At 60.8% G+C, this 16,966-nt stretch carries 17 protein-coding genes; 7 read left to right on the top strand and 10 right to left on the bottom strand.

Features of this window, described 5'->3' with window-relative positions; genetic code table 11:
* The 9 genes from QZ498_RS02520 to QZ498_RS02480 all read right to left on the bottom strand — a co-directional run bounded on the left by QZ498_RS02520 (window position 1) and on the right by QZ498_RS02480 (window position 6,812).
* The gene (locus QZ498_RS02520) at window positions 1-333 is read right to left on the bottom strand and encodes a succinate dehydrogenase (RefSeq protein WP_294619903.1); all 333 of its coding nucleotides are present in this window, start codon (window positions 331-333) and stop codon (window positions 1-3) included.
* Window positions 334-338: 5 nt separating this feature from the next.
* The gene (locus tag QZ498_RS02515; protein ID WP_294619901.1) at window positions 339-1,214 is read right to left on the bottom strand and encodes a hypothetical protein; all 876 of its coding nucleotides are present in this window, start codon (window positions 1,212-1,214) and stop codon (window positions 339-341) included.
* 55 nt (window positions 1,215-1,269) lie between these two features.
* A complete protein-coding gene (gene sdhA, locus QZ498_RS02510) occupies window positions 1,270-3,075 on the bottom strand; it encodes a succinate dehydrogenase flavoprotein subunit (RefSeq protein ID WP_294619899.1) in 1,806 nt (601 codons plus the stop codon).
* Between the two features lie 19 nt (window positions 3,076-3,094).
* Window positions 3,095-3,466, bottom strand: coding sequence for a succinate dehydrogenase, hydrophobic membrane anchor protein (gene sdhD / locus QZ498_RS02505; protein WP_294619897.1), 372 nt, complete (start codon window positions 3,464-3,466; stop codon window positions 3,095-3,097).
* A gap of 13 nt (window positions 3,467-3,479) precedes the next feature.
* Complete coding sequence (gene sdhC, locus QZ498_RS02500) at window positions 3,480-3,863, bottom strand: succinate dehydrogenase, cytochrome b556 subunit (RefSeq protein WP_294619895.1); 384 nt, start codon at window positions 3,861-3,863, stop codon at window positions 3,480-3,482.
* A 291-nt stretch (window positions 3,864-4,154) separates the two neighbouring features.
* The gene (locus QZ498_RS02495) at window positions 4,155-5,186 is read right to left on the bottom strand and encodes a MaoC family dehydratase (protein ID WP_294619893.1); all 1,032 of its coding nucleotides are present in this window, start codon (window positions 5,184-5,186) and stop codon (window positions 4,155-4,157) included.
* Window positions 5,187-5,188: 2 nt separating this feature from the next.
* A complete protein-coding gene (locus QZ498_RS02490; protein WP_294619891.1) occupies window positions 5,189-5,392 on the bottom strand; it encodes a DUF1737 domain-containing protein in 204 nt (67 codons plus the stop codon).
* 4 nt (window positions 5,393-5,396) lie between these two features.
* Complete coding sequence (locus QZ498_RS02485; protein ID WP_294619889.1) at window positions 5,397-5,942, bottom strand: NnrU family protein; 546 nt, start codon at window positions 5,940-5,942, stop codon at window positions 5,397-5,399.
* A 6-nt stretch (window positions 5,943-5,948) separates the two neighbouring features.
* On the bottom strand, window positions 5,949-6,812 hold the full coding sequence (locus QZ498_RS02480) for a CoA ester lyase (RefSeq protein WP_294619888.1): 864 nt from the start codon (window positions 6,810-6,812) through the stop codon (window positions 5,949-5,951).
* 195 nt (window positions 6,813-7,007) lie between these two features.
* Here QZ498_RS02480 and QZ498_RS02475 point away from each other — a divergent pair, with 195 nt between their 5' ends.
* Window positions 7,008-7,307, top strand: coding sequence for a hypothetical protein (locus tag QZ498_RS02475; RefSeq protein ID WP_294619886.1), 300 nt, complete (start codon window positions 7,008-7,010; stop codon window positions 7,305-7,307).
* A gap of 1 nt (window position 7,308) precedes the next feature.
* On the opposite strand, the gene QZ498_RS02470 is transcribed toward QZ498_RS02475, so the two are convergent.
* Complete coding sequence (locus QZ498_RS02470; RefSeq protein WP_294620006.1) at window positions 7,309-8,064, bottom strand: sulfite exporter TauE/SafE family protein; 756 nt, start codon at window positions 8,062-8,064, stop codon at window positions 7,309-7,311.
* Between the two features lie 162 nt (window positions 8,065-8,226).
* Here QZ498_RS02470 and mdh point away from each other — a divergent pair, with 162 nt between their 5' ends.
* The 6 genes from mdh (at window position 8,227) to odhB (ending at window position 16,918) form a co-directional block, all read left to right on the top strand.
* On the top strand, window positions 8,227-9,189 hold the full coding sequence (mdh, locus tag QZ498_RS02465) for a malate dehydrogenase (RefSeq protein WP_294619884.1): 963 nt from the start codon (window positions 8,227-8,229) through the stop codon (window positions 9,187-9,189).
* 228 nt (window positions 9,190-9,417) lie between these two features.
* Entirely contained in the window at window positions 9,418-10,611 is a 1,194-nt protein-coding gene (sucC, locus tag QZ498_RS02460) for an ADP-forming succinate--CoA ligase subunit beta (protein WP_294619882.1), read from the top strand.
* Between the two features lie 57 nt (window positions 10,612-10,668).
* Window positions 10,669-11,553: a succinate--CoA ligase subunit alpha gene (gene sucD, locus QZ498_RS02455; protein WP_294619880.1), complete on the top strand. Its 885-nt coding sequence runs from the start codon at window positions 10,669-10,671 to the stop codon at window positions 11,551-11,553.
* 115 nt (window positions 11,554-11,668) lie between these two features.
* Entirely contained in the window at window positions 11,669-12,364 is a 696-nt protein-coding gene (locus QZ498_RS02450) for an alpha/beta hydrolase (protein ID WP_294619879.1), read from the top strand.
* A gap of 30 nt (window positions 12,365-12,394) precedes the next feature.
* Window positions 12,395-15,355, top strand: a complete 2,961-nt coding sequence (locus QZ498_RS02445) for a 2-oxoglutarate dehydrogenase E1 component (protein ID WP_294619877.1) — start codon at window positions 12,395-12,397, stop codon at window positions 15,353-15,355.
* 3 nt (window positions 15,356-15,358) lie between these two features.
* Window positions 15,359-16,918 (top strand): 2-oxoglutarate dehydrogenase complex dihydrolipoyllysine-residue succinyltransferase, encoded by a 1,560-nt coding sequence (gene odhB / locus QZ498_RS02440; protein WP_294619875.1) that lies wholly within the window; start codon window positions 15,359-15,361, stop codon window positions 16,916-16,918.
* Window positions 16,919-16,966: the final 48 nt, after the last annotated feature.

Genomic DNA, 16,966 nt, shown 5'->3' with positions numbered 1-16,966 from the left:
TCAGCCGCCCAATAGGGTCAGGCTATTGTCGGCTATGCAGTTCACGGCCTCGGGGCGGGCGGCAATCTCAACCACCTGTTCAACCGTGGATTGGGTCACGCCGGTGACACTCGCACCGGCAATCTCGATGATTTCCCCGGCCGAAGCGGCATCAATGATGCAGTCGGTCACAGGGCGGGCATCCAGCCCGGGAAAACGCTCTTCGACCACGCCATTGACCACCGTCTTGGCCCGGTCACGCGCCACGGCATCGGCGGCGTCATTGGCCGCGGCACAACCGCTCAGGATCATGGCGGCGCATAACAGGCTGGTCACTTTGATCGTCCTGGTCATGTCCTTTACCCTTTGCTCAAACTCGTTACCAAACCACCGGCCAAGCGCGCCGCATCCTCGGGGAAATGCGCCTCGACCTGCGTCATCAAACCCTCCTCACGTGCGGCGATACTCAGGAAGGCGCGGAAATCGGCATCCTCCGCCATCTGTCGCCAGCGGTCACTGGTCTGCAAGTCCTCCGGCGCGGCGGCATCCTTTTGAAAGGACGAGCCACCGCCGTAACTTTGAACACCACCTATCGCGTTGTCGGTCACGGGCAAGCCAAGCTGCCCCAGCACACCCTCACGATAGGCCCCGTCCACGAACCACCGATCATAACAAATCGGCACCATGCCATTGCCGGGGGCCTTGCCCACCAAATCCAGCATCCGGGCATAGCGATCTGCCGTGTTCAGCATGATCGCCACCCGCCGCATCGGGCCATAGCCCGAATTGCTTTGCAGTTTCTTGATAAGCGACGCCGCCCAATTCAGGAAACTGCGGTAGATCAGAACGTCACAGGCAAACAGACCCGTGTCAAAGCCGCCTGAAATCGGCCGTTGCGGCCCAAAATCCGCCGGAGACAGGTCTTCATAGGAGACCAACAAAAGCGCCCCATCGCCAAGCCGCGCGGTCTCGCCGGGCAGGTTGCCCCGCGCCCGGCGCACCGCCTGTTTCTCGCCGTCCACCTCGATCGAGGCGAAGCTCTCCAAAGGCGATTTACCCGGCTTGCAGTTGTTCAGGAATACCGAATGAACACCCGGCGCATTACGCATGATCCAATCGGCAATCGCATGATTGCCCGACCGGCGCATCCCAAAGGCCCGCAACGCAACACCCGGCACAATGCCAAGCTGCGCCCATTCGGGCGCCTCCGGCATGCCGTGCAACGGGGCCGTCATCCCTGGCCCCGTCCCGGATGCGTCACGCTCAATGCCCGCATGGTCCAACACCTGATCAGAACGTCCGTTCCTTGGGCGCGATCTTCTTGAGGCTGATGCCGCCCGCTTTCTCCTCGGTCAGCGGGTCCTCGATGATCGGGCGATAGCTGAGGTCGGTCTTGTTGCCCTCGACCCGCGCAATCGTGTGCACCCGCCAGTTTTCATCGTCACGCTTGGTGAAATCCTCATGCGCATGTGCACCGCGCGATTCCTTGCGCGCCTCGGCCCCGGCAATCGTCGCCAAGGCGTTCGGCATCAGGTTGGTCAGTTCCAGCGTCTCCATCAGGTCGCTGTTCCACACAAGGCTACGGTCGGTCACCTTGAGGTCATCCAGCTTGGCGGCAATCGCGCCCATCTTCTCAAGACCTTCGGCCATTGTCTTGGAGGTCCGGAACACCGCCGCGTCCTCCTGCATGGTCTTTTGCATTTCGTCGCGCAGATCGGCGGTCGCGATACCGCCATCCGCATGGCGCAACCCGTCAAACCGATCCAACGCCTTGTCCACCTGACCCGTGTTCGTTGCGGGAACCGCACTGTCACGGTCCACGACCTTCCCGGCGCGAATGGCCGCAGCCCGGCCAAAGACCACCAAGTCGATGAGAGAGTTCGAGCCCAAGCGGTTCGCCCCATGCACCGAGGCACAGCCCGCTTCGCCCACGGCCATCAGACCCGGCACCACGGCGGTCGGATCATCCTTGCTGGGGTTCAACACTTCTCCCCAATAATTGGTCGGAATACCGCCCATGTTATAGTGCACGGTCGGCAGAACCGGGATCGGCTCTTTCGTGACGTCCACACCGGCGAAAATCTTGGCCGACTCGGAAATCCCCGGCAGGCGCAGGTTCAATGCCTCGGCGGGCAGGTGCGACAGGTTCAGGTGAATGTGGTCGCCATTGGCGCCCACGCCCCGGCCTTCGCGGATTTCCATGGTCATCGACCGGCTGACATAGTCACGCGGCGCAAGGTCTTTGTAGTTGGGCGCATAGCGCTCCATGAACCGTTCCCCTTCGGAGTTGGTGAGGTACCCACCTTCCCCACGCGCCCCTTCGGTGATCAAACAGCCCGAGCCGTAAATCCCCGTCGGGTGGAACTGCACAAATTCCATATCCTGAAGCGGCAGGCCCGCACGGGCCACCATACCGCCACCATCGCCGGTGCAGGTATGCGCCGAAGTGGCGCTGAAATAGGCCCGGCCATAACCGCCGGTCGCCAGCACGACCATCTTGGCGTTGAACACATGGATCGTGCCATCGTCCAGCTTCCAGCAGACAACACCGGTACAGGCGCCATCGTCGCTCATGATCAGGTCAATGGCGAAATATTCGATGTAGAATTCGGCCTTCTGCTTCAGGCTTTGACCATAAAGCGTATGCAAAATCGCGTGGCCGGTCCGGTCGGCGGCGGCACAGGTCCGCTGCACGGGCGGGCCTTCGCCAAACTCGGTGGTGTGGCCCCCGAAAGGCCGCTGGTAAATCTTGCCTTCCTCGGTCCGGCTGAAGGGCACGCCGTAATGCTCCAGCTCGTAAACCGCCTTGGGCGCCTCGCGGGCCAGATACTCCATCGCATCCGTATCCCCCAACCAGTCCGAGCCTTTGACGGTGTCATACATATGCCACTGCCAGCTATCCGGCCCCATGTTGCCAAGGCTGGCCGCGATGCCGCCCTGTGCCGCCACGGTGTGGCTTCGTGTCGGGAAAACCTTGGTCACACAGGCGGTGCGCAGGCCTTGCTCGGCCATGCCCAATGTCGCCCGCAGGCCCGCGCCGCCGGCGCCAACCACGACCACGTCGTATTCATGTGTTTCGTATTCGTAAGCAGCCATTGCTTGAAAACTCCGCGTCTTAAAGGGCGATCTTGGCGATTGCGAACAGGCCCGTGGCCATCGCGCCATAGCTCAGACAGGTCATCAGGATAATCCAGATCTTCTGCGACACCCCATGAACATAGTCCTCGATCAGAACTTGCACACCATCGTTGAAATGCTTGAACCCCACGATGATGGTCAGCGCCGCGACAATCGCCGGGAAGGGCCGCGCGTAATAGGCCATGACCTCTTCATAGGACGATCCCAGCACACAGCCGAAGGTAAAGACAAACAGCGGGATCAGGATCAACAAGGCAACCGAAGACACCTTCATCGCCCAGAAATGATGCACACCGGATTTGGCCGATCCGAGGCCAACAGCACGCTTACGATCAGTCAGATAACGCATCTCTTGGCCCTCCTCAGACGATCAGCGCGGTGATGATGGTCAGAACAACCGAACCGATGATCACGCCCCAGCCCAGCTTCTCGGCGGTCTCGATCTCCAGCATCTTGGCGTTGTCCCAGATCAGGTGCCGCACACCGGCCAGCGTGTGATACCAAAGCCCCCAAAGCGACAGGAACATGATCAGATCGCCGAACCAGCTTGTGATAAAGCCATTGGCGATGGCGAAATATTCCGCACTTGTCGCAGCGGCCAAGAACCACCAAACGATCAACAGCGCCGCGACCAGCAGGGCATTGCCCGTGATCCGCGTCAGGATCGAGGTGATCGAGGTCAGTTGTGGGCGGTAAACTTGAAGATGTGGCGATAGCGGTCTGTCACCGCGGTTCACGTCAGCCATGGATCGGTCCCTTCGTTCTCTTGCGCCGGGGTCAATCACCCGGCACCGGGTCTGCCCCGTGTTTGGCTCTTTTTAGCGCGCCTGTCACCTCTGCACAGCCTAAAATCCCAATTGATGCGACCATTTCGCACGAAATTGGCAGATACGTGATCACAAAAATAATGGTGTGATCACAAAGAAATCCTCACAGAATCAGTCAGTCATTCCCAGCCTAAATATTCCCGGATGCTAATACGAAAACAGGCCCGCGCGCTCACCGGGCCTGTGATCACAATTCCCACGATCCACAATTCACATCGGCATCAAGGCCCAGTAATCCAGATCCAGAAGCACATGCGGCAAGTACTTTCCATCCTCCCCCTTCAGGGTAAATGGCTCCCCGCCCTTGGTCGCCACCAGACGCAGGCGCAGCGCGCCAATCCCCGGCGCGCCGGTTTCGGCCTTGTCCAACACCTCGCTCCAGGCCTTGATCGTATCGCCGCTATAACAGGGGTTCGCATGCGCCCCGCCATTCAAGCCCACGATCATCTGCGCATTGGCCAACCCGTTGAACGACAGCGTCCGCGCCATGGAAATCACATGCCCGCCATAGATCAACCGGTTGCCATCCTCGCGCAGCGTGGCGTCGAAATGCACCTTGGCGGTGTTCTGCCACAGGCGCGTGGCCATCATATGCTCGGCCTCTTCCACCGTCACACCATCCACATGGTCGATGGTCTCGCCCACCTCATAGTCGCCCCAGCGATGCGGCTCCCCGGCCAGCGTGAAATCGTAATCGGTGAAATCCAGCCCCTCGGGCACCACCAAGTCGCTCACCTCAAGCACCGGCTTCAAATCCGGAATGGTAGTCTCGGGCGCGTCGCTGCCCGCATCGCGCTTGCGCACCATCACCCAGCGCACGTAATCCATCACGGTCTCGCCGCGCTGGTTCTCGCCCTTGGTGCGCACCCAAACAACACCGGACTTGCCATTGGAGTTCTGCTTGAGGCCAATCACCTCCGAACTCGAGCGCAGCGTATCGCCGGGATACACCGGCTTCAGCCACCGGCCCTCGGCATAACCCAAGTTCGCCAAAGCATTGAGCGAAATATCAGGCACCGTCTTGCCAAACACCACGTGAAACGCCGCCAAATCGTCAATCGGGCTGGCTGGCAACCCACAGGATTGCGCGAAAGCGTCCGAGGAATACAAGGCATGCCGCGCCGGATAAAGCGCGTGATACAGCGCCCGCTCCCCGCCCGACACGGTGCGCGGCACCGCATGTGCAATGGTTTCACCAACGGTATAATCTTCGAAAAACCGGCCCGGGTTTGTCTTGGCCATGGTCACTGATCTCCAAGTTTCATATCGGGGGAGTAGGTGCCATCCACCTCTTTCACCACCGCCTGCCCACAGCGCATGACGCCATTGGCATGATCAAAGGCATAGGTCGGGTCACCATGAAGCGCCCACCCCTTGTTCAGGGCCTCGGTCACCTTGTGACAAAAGCCCGATGTGTCATCGGCCGATAGGAAACGATAGAGCTTCATCTTGTCACCCCGGGAACGGCCAGACGCCCAGCCAATTGTGAATGAAGGTAATCGCGAAGAACATCACCAAGGTAATGACCACCAACAGGATGTCCTTCTTGGCCGGGCCGGGCTCCGGGCGCACCCACTCTTCCGAGCGGTTGATCACGATCACCTCGATCACCGCCCAAGCCAGCAACCCACCAAACAACACCAGCGAGGCCAGATCGCCATTCACCAGCAAATGCGCCACGGCCCAGATTTTCACCGCCACCAGCTGCGGATGCCGCATCTTGCCGCGCAGCCGACCCTTCGTGGCGCTCATCCCGTAAACGAAAACGGCCACCAGCATCAGCAGGTTATTCAAATGCACCGTCCACGCCGGCGGATACCAGAGATTCACAAAATCCGCCTGCCGATAGCCCACGACCATCAAAACCAGACCGCCCAGAATGATCAGCGCGGCAACACCCTTCCCGGCATTGCCCATATTGGCGCGCATATCCGGCAGCGCGCGCTTGAAAAAATGCCCCGCGAACCAAAGCGCAAGACCCAAGATAAGATATGCCATCGCCAATTACTCCGCTGCCAGTTCCTGAATCGCCGCCGATTTGGCCAACGTCCGCTGCGCCGCGACAACATGCAGGTTTTCCACGATCTGTCCGTCCACCACGGCCACACCTTGGCCCGAGGCATGGGATTCTTCAAACGCCGCAATCTGGCGTTCGGCCAATTCGATCTCGGATTGTGTCGGCGCAAAGGCCGTGTTGGTCACGTCGATCTGCGCCGGATGAATCAGGGTCTTGCCATCAAAGCCCAGATCACGGCCCTGCTCGCACTCGGCCTTCAATCCGTCGCCATCGCGGAACCGGTTATACACCCCGTCAATCGCCACAACGCCCCGCGCCGCGCGCGCCGCCATCACGATCATCTGCAAAGAGGTCATCAACGGCAAACGGTCCGCGCGGCTCCGGCAGCCCAAATCCTTGGTCAGGTCATTTGTCCCGGCCACCAGCCCCGTCACCTGCGCATGCGCGGCAATCTCACGGGCGTTGAACACGCTCACTGGGGTCTCCATCATCACCCAGATCGGCATCTGCGGCCCCAGCAAGTCAGCCAGCGCATCCACATCCGTGGGCGTGTTCACCTTGGGCAGCAGGAAAATATCGGCCCCCGCATCTTTCAGAACCCGCACATCCTCATTACCCCATTCAGTCGTCAGGGCATTGATCCGCACGATCTTGGCCCGCTTGCCAAAGCCCCCGGCCTTCAACGCCTTGGCCAAAGTCTCACGCGCCTCGGCCTTGGCATCAGGCGCCACGGCATCTTCCAAGTCGAAAATAATCGCATCGGTCGGAAGGGTCTGCGCCTTCTCCAAAGCCCGCTCTTTCGAGCCGGGAATATAAAGCACCGAACGATAGGGATGCGTGGTCAAATCCATGGGTCAACTCCTCGCCTGCGGCTCTGTCGGCAACAATCTTGCGCAGGAATGGCATTTTTCAACGGAAATGTTCAAGCACTTTCTCGCCGCAGCGCAGCAACCCCGCGTTATCCTGCCGCGCACGCTCCGTTAACCACAATGAAGTATCCTGCTCACAGGCTTTTCGGCATCTGACCACCAGAAAGGGGAAAAACGATGAAAGCTGCCATTTCACTTGCCTGCGCCGCGCTGCTTGGCACTGCCGCCAATGCACAACCGCAAAACTGCGCGCCGCGTGAGGTTGTCGTTGACCGTTTGGCCGACCGCTTCGGCGAAACCCGGCAATCCATGGGCCTTGGGGCCAACAATGCCATGGTTGAGGTTTTTGCCTCCCCCACCTCCGGCACCTGGACCATCATCGTGACGTCGGCCCACGGCATATCTTGCCTCGTGGCCAGTGGTCAGGCCTATGAGACCCTTGCCGAGGCCCTGCCCGCCGATGGCAGCGACGCCTGACTCACATCACCCCGTCCCAGATCAATTTCACTCCGGTCACCGTCAGCAGCACATAGGTGATCGCGAAAAACAGCGCCTCGGGCACCACGCGATGCGCCTTCACCCCCAACCATGCCCCCAAAATCGCGAAGGGGGCCAACAACAGGTCCATCACCACGGTCTGCACCGTGAATATCCCCAGAAAGGCATAGGGGATAAATTTCACCACGTTCACCAACCAAAACAACAACACCGTCGTCGCCTGAAACGCGGTTTTGTCCAATTTCCGGGACAACAGGTAAACCGCCGCCGGTGGCCCGCCCGCGTGGCTGACAAAACTCGTAAATCCGGCCACCAACCCCGCCAAACCACCGCCCCAGACAGGCATCGGCGTGGCGCGCGGCCGGATCATCCCGGCCCGGCTCAAAACCTGCCAACCGACGAAGCCCAATGAAATCGCCCCAATCAAAAGCCGAAACACATCCGGCTCGGCCACCCTGTACAGCAGCGCGCCCAAAATCACCCCCGGCACCGCCCCAAGCAACAAGAGCCGCGCATCGGGCCAACTCCACCGCTTCCAATAAGGCCGTAAGCTCGCCACATCGATCAGCATCAACAGCGGCAACATCAGGCCCAGCGCCACCCCCGGCTCGACAACAAGCGCCAGAATCGACGCGCTGGCAAAGGCCGCGCCCGAGCCGAAACCGCCCTTCGACACCCCGGCAAAGACCACCGCAGGCACCGCCACGGCAAAGAGCGTCCAATCAATCGCGCCGATCCCAATCACCGCCTAACCCCCTGTTTCCACGCCACGTTAGCGCGCAAACTCAGGGCGCAACAGCCCCCTGCGCGCCCCATGCCGCAGCGCAGCACCCTTGCGCGCGCCGCCATTCGGGGCTACCCAAGCGCCAAATTTACCAACGGACCGGAGAGATATCCAATGGCCAGACCCAAGATTGCCCTTATCGGTGCAGGACAAATCGGTGGCACCCTTGCCCACCTCGCAGCGATCAAGGAACTGGGCGACGTCGTCCTTTTCGACATCGCCGAAGGCACCCCCGAAGGCAAAGCCCTCGACATCGCTGAATCCGGCCCCTCCGAAGGCTTCGACGCCAAGCTCAAAGGCACGCAGGACTACGCCGATATCGCAGGCGCCGATGTCTGCATCGTCACCGCCGGTGTGCCCCGCAAACCGGGCATGAGCCGCGATGACCTCTTGGGCATCAACCTCAAGGTCATGAAATCCGTCGGCGAAGGTATCCGCGACAACGCGCCGAACGCATTTGTGATCTGCATCACCAACCCGCTCGATGCGATGGTCTGGGCGCTGCAACAATTCTCGGGCCTGCCCGCCAACAAGGTCTGCGGCATGGCCGGGGTGCTGGACAGCGCCCGCTTCCGTCACTTCCTTGCCGAAGAATTCAACGTGTCGATGAAAGACGTCACCGCCTTTGTTCTGGGCGGCCACGGCGACACCATGGTGCCCTGCGTGCGCTATTCCACCGTCGCCGGTGTTCCCCTGCCCGATCTCGTGGACATGGGCTGGACCAGCAAGGAAAAACTCGACGCCATCGTGCAACGCACCCGTGATGGCGGCGCCGAAATCGTCGGCCTGTTGAAAACCGGCTCGGCCTTTTACGCCCCCGCCACCTCGGCCATTGAAATGGCCGAAGCCTACCTCAAAGACCAAAAGCGCGTCCTGCCCTGCGCCGCCTACTGCGACGGTGATCTCGGCGTCAAGGACATGTACGTGGGCGTGCCCACCGTGATCGGCGCTGGCGGGATTGAGCGGATCGTCAACATCAAGCTCAACAAGGAAGAGCAGGAAATGTTCGACACCTCGGTGAACGCCGTGAAGGGCCTTGTGGACGCCTGCAAAGGTATCGACAGCTCGCTGGCCTGATATTTGCCATCGGGAAAAACTAAGCGGGGCCGGGGGAAATTCCCGGCCCCGATTCTTTTAAATATGCCTATTTCGTTATCTTTTCACATTTGTGATCACAGGTTTTCAGCGTGTGATCACAAATGTACGAATTTTGCCCCAAAACCTCGATTTCCGCAAAAAACGCTTTAAGGCGGCGTCAATCCTATGGGTATAACGGTCCCGAATGTAGCAAAACGGGACAGTTTCATGAACATCCATGAGTATCAGGCGAAGTCGCTTCTTCGCTCCTACGGTGCCCCGGTGTCGGACGGCCGCGTCGTCCTCCGCGCCGAAGAGGCCAAGACAGCCGCAGGTGAACTCGACGGCCCCCTTTGGGTGGTCAAGGCACAAATCCACGCCGGTGGACGCGGCAAAGGCACCTTCAAAGAACCCGGCGCCGGTGAGGCAGGCGGCGTACGCCTTGCCAAATCGGTCGAAGAAGCCGCCGACGAGGCCAAGCGCATGCTGGGCCGCACCCTTGTAACCAAGCAAACTGGCCCGGCGGGCAAACAAGTCAACCGCATCTATATCGAAGATGGCTCCGGCATCGAATCCGAGATGTACCTCGCCCTGCTGGTCGACCGTCAAACCAGCCGCGTATCCTTCGTCTGCTCGACCGAAGGCGGCATGGACATCGAAGAAGTGGCCGAAAAGACGCCCGAGAAAATCCTCAGCTTCTCGGTCGACCCGGCCACCGGCTATCAGGCCTTCCATGGCCGCCGCATCGCCTTCAACCTCGGCCTTACCGGCCCGCAGGTCAAACAATGCGTCAAGCTGATGGGCACGCTCTACAAAATGTTCCTCGAAAAGGACATGGAGATGCTCGAGATCAACCCCCTGATCATCACCGACAAGGGCGATCTCAAATGCCTCGACGCCAAGATGGGCTTCGACAGCAACGCGGTCTACCGCCACGCCGACATTGCCGAGCTGCGCGACACCACCGAAGAAGACCCCAAAGAGCTTGAGGCCTCCAAGTATGACCTCAACTATATCGCTCTGGACGGTGAAATCGGCTGCATGGTGAACGGCGCGGGCCTTGCCATGGCCACCATGGACATCATCAAACTCTACGGGGCCGAGCCTGCCAACTTCCTCGACGTGGGCGGCGGTGCGACCAAGGAAAAAGTCACCGAAGCCTTCAAGATCATCACCTCCGATGAAAACGTCAAAGGCATTCTGGTCAACATCTTCGGCGGCATCATGCGCTGTGATGTGATCGCTGAGGGCGTGGTCGCCGCGGTCAAGGAAGTCGGCCTCAAAGTGCCGCTGGTTGTCCGCCTCGAAGGCACCAACGTCGAACAGGGCAAGGAGATCATCAACACCTCCGGCCTCGACGTGATCGCCGCCGACGACCTCAAGGATGGCGCCCAGAAAATCGTGAAAGCGGTCAAAGGCTGATTGTCAGGTGCGCACCCCCTGCGCACCTCCCCGGAATTTCCAAAGGAGTACGCCAAGATGGCAGTCCTCATCGACGAAAACACCAAAGTGATCTGTCAGGGCCTCACCGGCTCGCAGGGCACATTCCACACCGAACAGGCCGTGGCCTATGGCACCAAGATGGTCGGCGGGGTCACCCCCGGCAAAGGCGGTCAGACACACCTTGACCTGCCCGTGTTCAACTCGGTCCACGAAGCCAAGCATGAAACCGAAGCCAACGCGTCCGTTATCTACGTACCGCCGCCCTTCGCCGCCGACTCGATCCTCGAAGCGATCGACGCCGAAATGGAAGTGATCGTCTGCATCACCGAAGGTATCCCGGTGCTTGACATGATGCGCGTGCAACGCGCCCTCGAAGGCTCCAAATCCACGCTGATCGGCCCGAACTGCCCCGGCGTCATCACCCCGGACGCCTGCAAAATCGGCATCATGCCCGGCCACATCCACAAGCGCGGCACCGTGGGCGTTGTCTCGCGCTCCGGCACGCTGACCTACGAAGCGGTGAAACAAACCACCGACGTGGGCCTTGGCCAATCCACCTGCGTCGGCATCGGCGGCGACCCCATCAAAGGCACCGAGCATATCGACGTGCTGGAATGGTTCCTTGCCGATGACGAGACCGAGTCGATCATCATGATCGGTGAAATCGGTGGCTCGGCCGAAGAAGAAGCCGCGCAATTCCTCGCCGACGAACGCAAGAAAGGCCGCTGGAAGCCCACCGCAGGCTTCATCGCAGGCCGCACCGCCCCTCCGGGCCGCCGCATGGGCCACGCTGGCGCCATCGTCGCCGGTGGCAAAGGCGGTGCCGAGGACAAGATCGAAGCGATGAAAGCCGCCGGCATCGTCGTCGCCGACAGCCCCGCCACCCTGGGCGAGGCCGTGCTTGAGGCGATCGGTAAATAAATCACGATGCGGGTGGGGATCTTTCCCCACCTGCCCCCACGCCGGAGCAATGACCATGAGACCGATACGCCATACCCTGCAATTCGCGGCCCTCTTACTTTGCGGTTTCGTCTCAATGGCACTGGCCCAATCACCCGGGCCACTCAACGGTCAGATCTTTGGCTCTGGCAACAAGGCACTTGTCGTCGTCCTCCACGGAGATGTCAGCAAAGGTGGCCCAGCAAGCTACCACTACGACATCGCCAAGCGCATCGCGCAACAAAACCGGGGCGTCACCACCTTTGCTCTCGTGCGGCCCGGCTATACCGGGCAAGGCGGGCAGAAATCACGCGGCTCCAACAACGGGCGGCGCGATCATTACACCAGCCGAAATAACAAGCTGGTGGCGCAGACAATTCAAAATCTCGCCAAGGCGACCGGCAACACCAAAGTCATTGGTATTGGCCACTCCGGCGGCGCGGCCCAATTGGGCGCAATCGCTGGCATGTATCCCGGCCTGATGGACAGTGTGATCCTTGTCTCCTGCCCCTGCAACCTCACAGAATGGCGCAGCAAACGCGGCAAAAGCCCATGGCGCAGCAGTAAATCACCCCACGCATTCCTTAAACGCGTGGCCCCCGGCACGCGCATTCTTGCAGTCGTCGGAACCCGTGACACCAACACCTTTCCCAAGCTGTCGCAAGATTATGTTGCCGCAGCAAAACGGCGCGGATTGCCCGCGGCCTACGTCCCAGTCAACGGTGCAAGCCACGGCTTCAATCGCCTTCAGCGCACAGTTGAGCAACTGGCAAAAAAAGAAATCGCAAACTGATCATGCCCGCGGCAAAGAACGGATGGCCCCATGACCGACCAATCTCCTAACGACGTTTTCCACGCCTCTTCCTTCATGCAGGGGCACAACGCGGAATACCTCGAACAGCTCTACGCCCGCTACGCCAACGATCCCAACGCTGTGGACGAGGCTTGGCAAAGCTTCTTCTCGCAACTGGGCGATGGCGAGGTTGACGTCAAAAAAGAGGCCGCAGGCCCCTCATGGGCGCGCGGCGACTGGCCGCCCATGCCCGAGGATGACCTGACCAGCGCGCTGACCGGGGAATACCCCGCCGCAGCCGAGGCCAAGGAGGCGGGCCAGAAGATCAAGGACAAGGCCGCCGAAAAAGGCGTCGAGGTTTCCGATGACGCCATCAAGCGCGCCGTTCTGGATTCCGTCCGCGCGCTCATGCTGATCCGCGCCTACCGGATTCGCGGCCACCTTGAGGCCGAGCTTGACCCGCTGGGCCTGCGCGACCACGGCTACCGCCCCGAGCTTGACCCGAAATCCTACGGGTTCACCGAGACCGACATGGATCGTCCGATCTTCATCGACAACGTGCTCGGGCTGGAAATCGCCTCGATCCGCGAGATCATCGCCATCGTGCGCCGAACCTATTGCGGCACCTTCGCACTGCAGTACATGCATATCTCCAACCCCGAAGAAGCCGGCTGGCTCAAGGAACGGATCGAAGGTTTCGACAAGGAAATCAAGTTCACCCGCGAAGGCCGCAAGGCCATCCTCAACAAGCTGGTCGAGGCCGAAGGCTTCGAGAAATACCTGCACGTCAAATACATGGGTACCAAGCGCTTTGGCCTTGATGGCGGCGAAAGCCTCATTCCCGCGATGGAGCAGATCATCAAGCGCGGCGGCAATCTGGGCGTCGAGGAAATCGTCATCGGCATGCCCCACCGGGGCCGCCTCTCGGTTCTGGCCAACGTGATGGGCAAACCCTACCGCGCCATTTTCAACGAATTCCAGGGCGGCAGCTTCAAGCCAGAAGATGTCGACGGCTCGGGCGATGTGAAATACCACCTCGGCGCCAGCCACGACCGCGAATTTGACGGCAACAAGGTCCACCTCAGCCTCACGGCGAACCCCTCGCACCTTGAGGCGGTGAATCCCGTGGTTCTGGGCAAGGTCCGCGCCAAGCAGGATCAATTGAACGACGAAGAACGCATCAAGGTTCTACCCATCCTGCTGCACGGCGACGCAGCCTTCGCAGGCCAAGGCGTTGTTGCGGAATGTTTCGGTCTCTCGGGCCTCAAAGGCCACAAGACCGGCGGCACCATGCATATCGTCGTCAACAACCAGATCGGCTTTACCACCGCGCCGCACTTCTCACGCTCCTCGCCTTATCCCACGGATATTGCGCTGATGGTCGAAGCCCCGATTTTCCACGTCAACGGCGACGACCCCGAGGCCGTGGTTCACGCCGCCAAGGTCGCCACCGAGTTCCGCCAGAAATTCCACAAGGACGTGGTGATCGACATCTTCTGCTACCGCCGGTTTGGCCACAACGAGGGCGATGAGCCCATGTTCACCAACCCGCTGATGTACAAGAAGATCAAACAGCACAAGACCACGCTCTCGCTCTACACCGAACGGCTGGTCAAGGATGGCCTGATCCCCGAAGGCGAAATCGAGGATATGAAAACCGCCTTCCAGTCGCATCTTGCCGATGAGTTCGAGGCCGGCAAGGAATACCGCCCCAACAAGGCCGACTGGCTGGATGGCAAGTGGTCCCACCTCGACCGCAAGGACGAAGACTACCAGCGCGGCGAAACCGCCATCAAACCCGAAACCTTCGAGGAAATCGGCAAGGCGCTCTCCTCCGCACCCGATGGCTTCCCGCTGCACCGCACGGTGGGCCGGGTGCTTGAGGCACGCGGCAAGATGTTCGAAACCGGCGAAGGCTTCGACTGGGCCACCGGTGAGGCACTGGCCTTCGGCTCGCTGCTCACCGAAGGCTACCCGGTGCGACTTGCAGGGCAAGACAGTACCCGCGGCACCTTCTCACAACGCCACTCGGGCCTGATCAACCAGGAAACCGAGGAACGCTATTTCCCGCTCAACAACATCCGCGCGGGTCAGGCCCAGTACGAAGTGATCGACTCCATGCTCAGCGAATACGCCGTGCTTGGGTTCGAATACGGCTTCTCGCTGGCCGAACCCAACGCCCTCACGCTTTGGGAGGCCCAGTTCGGCGATTTCGCCAACGGCGCGCAGATCATGTTCGATCAGTTCATCTCCTCGGGCGAAAGCAAATGGCTGCGCATGTCGGGCCTCGTCTGCCTGCTGCCCCACGGGTACGAAGGTCAAGGCCCCGAACACTCTTCGGCCCGCCTCGAACGCTTCCTCACCATGTGCGGCCAGGACAACTGGATCGTCGCCAACTGCACAACCCCGGCCAACTACTTCCACATCCTGCGCCGGCAGTTGCACCGCACCTTCCGCAAACCGCTCATCATGATGACGCCGAAGTCCCTCCTGCGTCACAAGATGGCGGTCAGCAAGGCCGAGGAATTCACCACCGGCTCCTCCTTCCACCGCGTCCTCTGGGACGATGCCCAATACGGCAATTCCGAACTGGAGCTGAAATCCGACAACGAGATCAAGCGCGTCGTCATGTGCTCGGGCAAGGTCTACTACGACCTGCTGGAGGAACGCGACAAGCGCGGCCTCGACGATGTCTACCTCATGCGGATCGAGCAATATTACCCGTTCCCCGCCATGTCGATGGTCAAGGAACTGGAGCGTTTCAAGAACGCCACGATGGTCTGGTGTCAGGAAGAACCCAAGAACCAGGGTGCCTGGTCCTTCATCGAGCCCAACATCGAATGGGTGCTGCAACGCATCAAGGCCAAGAACACCCGCCCGATCTACACCGGCCGTGCGGCCGCCGCCTCGCCCGCCACGGGCCTCGCTTCACAACACAAAGCACAACAAGACGCGCTGGTTGATGCCGCGCTGACCACCGAAGGGAAATAACCCATGACGACAGAAGTTCGCGTCCCCACCCTTGGCGAATCCGTGACCGAAGCCACGGTTGCCACTTGGTTCAAACAACCCGGCGATGCCGTCGCCGCCGATGAAATGCTCTGCGAGCTGGAAACCGACAAGGTGACCGTCGAGGTGCCCGCCCCCGCCGCCGGCACCATGGGCGAGATCGTCGCCTCGGAAGGCGACACCGTCGGCGTCGATGCCCTCTTGGCCACGATCGAGGCTGGCGAAGGTGCGGCCTCCGGCGACACCAAGGAAAAAAGCGCCTCCAAGCAGGAAAAGACCCAACCCGCCGCCTCCGACAGCAACGGTGACAAGGGCAATATCGACGTCATGGTGCCCACCCTCGGCGAAAGCGTCTCCGAGGCGACCGTATCCACCTGGTTCAAAAAGGTCGGTGACAGCGTAAGCCAGGATGAAATGCTCTGCGAACTGGAAACCGACAAGGTCTCGGTCGAGGTGCCCTCGCCCGCTGCGGGCACGATCTGCGATATCCTTGCACAGGAAGGCGATACCGTGCAGGCCGGCGGCAAGATCGCGGTTCTCTCCGGCTCAGCCGATGGCACCATCACCCCCGCCGAACGCCCCGAACCCGCCGGCGACGGCGACAAGGCCACGGGCGGCGACCAATACACCGCCAGCACCCCGGGCGGCGATATCGAACATGCGCCCTCCGCCAAGAAGGCGATGGCCGAAAAAGGCGTCTCCGCTGATCAGGTCGAGGGCACGGGCCGCGATGGCCGCATCATGAAAGAAGACGTGGCCAAGGCCGCGGCGGCCGCCTCTTCGGCCCCGGCCGCCTCCTCGACCCCGGCCCAAGCGCCGCGCGCGCCGGTCTCTGCCGACGATGCCAGCCGCGAAGAACGGGTCAAGATGACCCGCCTGCGCCAAACCATCGCCAAGCGCCTCAAGGACAGCCAGAACACCGCCGCCATGCTCACCACCTATAACGAGGTGGACATGACCGAGGTGATGGCCCTGCGCAACGAGTACAAAGACGAATTTCTCAAGAAACACGGCGTGAAACTGGGCTTCATGTCCTTCTTCACCAAGGCCTGCTGCCATGCCCTGAAAGAGGTGCCCGAGGTCAACGCCGAAATCGACGGCACCGACATCGTCTACAAGAACTTCGTGCACATGGGCATCGCCACCGGCACGCCCACGGGCCTTGTCGTCCCGGTCATCCGCGACGCCGACGCCATGGGCTTCGCCGCCATCGAGAAAGCCATCGGCGAAAAAGGCGCGCGGGCGCGTGACGGCAAGCTCTCCATGGCCGAAATGCAGGGCGGCACCTTCACGATCTCCAACGGCGGCGTCTACGGCTCGCTGATGTCCTCGCCGATCCTCAACCCCCCGCAATCGGGCATCCTCGGCATGCACAAAATCCAGCAACGCCCGATGGTGGTAAACGGCGAAATCAAGGCCCGCCCGATGATGTACCTCGCGCTTTCTTACGACCACCGCATCGTCGACGGCAAAGGCGCGGTGACGTTCTTGGTGCGTGTGAAAGAAGCCCTGGAAGATCCGCGCCGGTTGCTGATGGATTTGTAAGCATAAAACATACTATCCGGGGCGTGATTCAGTTAATCTGAAATCGCG

The sequence above is a fragment of the uncultured Roseovarius sp. genome, from assembly GCF_913057115.1.
Lineage (GTDB): Bacteria > Pseudomonadota > Alphaproteobacteria > Rhodobacterales > Rhodobacteraceae > Roseovarius.
The sequence above is the reverse complement of the archived record's forward strand: the minus strand, read 5'-3'. Positions and strand labels throughout refer to the sequence as shown.

Coding starts and splice junctions, on each gene's coding strand:
- QZ498_RS02520 (WP_294619903.1), bottom strand. CDS start 333: ATGACCAGGACGATCAAAGTGACCAGCCTGTTATGCGCCGCCATGATC.
- QZ498_RS02515 (WP_294619901.1), bottom strand. CDS start 1,214: ATGACGGCCCCGTTGCACGGCATGCCGGAGGCGCCCGAATGGGCGCAG.
- sdhA (WP_294619899.1), bottom strand. CDS start 3,075: ATGGCTGCTTACGAATACGAAACACATGAATACGACGTGGTCGTGGTT.
- sdhD (WP_294619897.1), bottom strand. CDS start 3,466: ATGCGTTATCTGACTGATCGTAAGCGTGCTGTTGGCCTCGGATCGGCC.
- sdhC (WP_294619895.1), bottom strand. CDS start 3,863: ATGGCTGACGTGAACCGCGGTGACAGACCGCTATCGCCACATCTTCAA.
- QZ498_RS02495 (WP_294619893.1), bottom strand. CDS start 5,186: ATGGCCAAGACAAACCCGGGCCGGTTTTTCGAAGATTATACCGTTGGT.
- QZ498_RS02490 (WP_294619891.1), bottom strand. CDS start 5,392: ATGAAGCTCTATCGTTTCCTATCGGCCGATGACACATCGGGCTTTTGT.
- QZ498_RS02485 (WP_294619889.1), bottom strand. CDS start 5,942: ATGGCATATCTTATCTTGGGTCTTGCGCTTTGGTTCGCGGGGCATTTT.
- QZ498_RS02480 (WP_294619888.1), bottom strand. CDS start 6,812: ATGGATTTGACCACGCATCCCTATCGTTCGGTGCTTTATATTCCCGGC.
- QZ498_RS02475 (WP_294619886.1), top strand. CDS start 7,008: ATGAAAGCTGCCATTTCACTTGCCTGCGCCGCGCTGCTTGGCACTGCC.
- mdh (WP_294619884.1), top strand. CDS start 8,227: ATGGCCAGACCCAAGATTGCCCTTATCGGTGCAGGACAAATCGGTGGC.
- sucC (WP_294619882.1), top strand. CDS start 9,418: ATGAACATCCATGAGTATCAGGCGAAGTCGCTTCTTCGCTCCTACGGT.
- sucD (WP_294619880.1), top strand. CDS start 10,669: ATGGCAGTCCTCATCGACGAAAACACCAAAGTGATCTGTCAGGGCCTC.
- QZ498_RS02450 (WP_294619879.1), top strand. CDS start 11,669: ATGGCACTGGCCCAATCACCCGGGCCACTCAACGGTCAGATCTTTGGC.
- QZ498_RS02445 (WP_294619877.1), top strand. CDS start 12,395: ATGACCGACCAATCTCCTAACGACGTTTTCCACGCCTCTTCCTTCATG.
- odhB (WP_294619875.1), top strand. CDS start 15,359: ATGACGACAGAAGTTCGCGTCCCCACCCTTGGCGAATCCGTGACCGAA.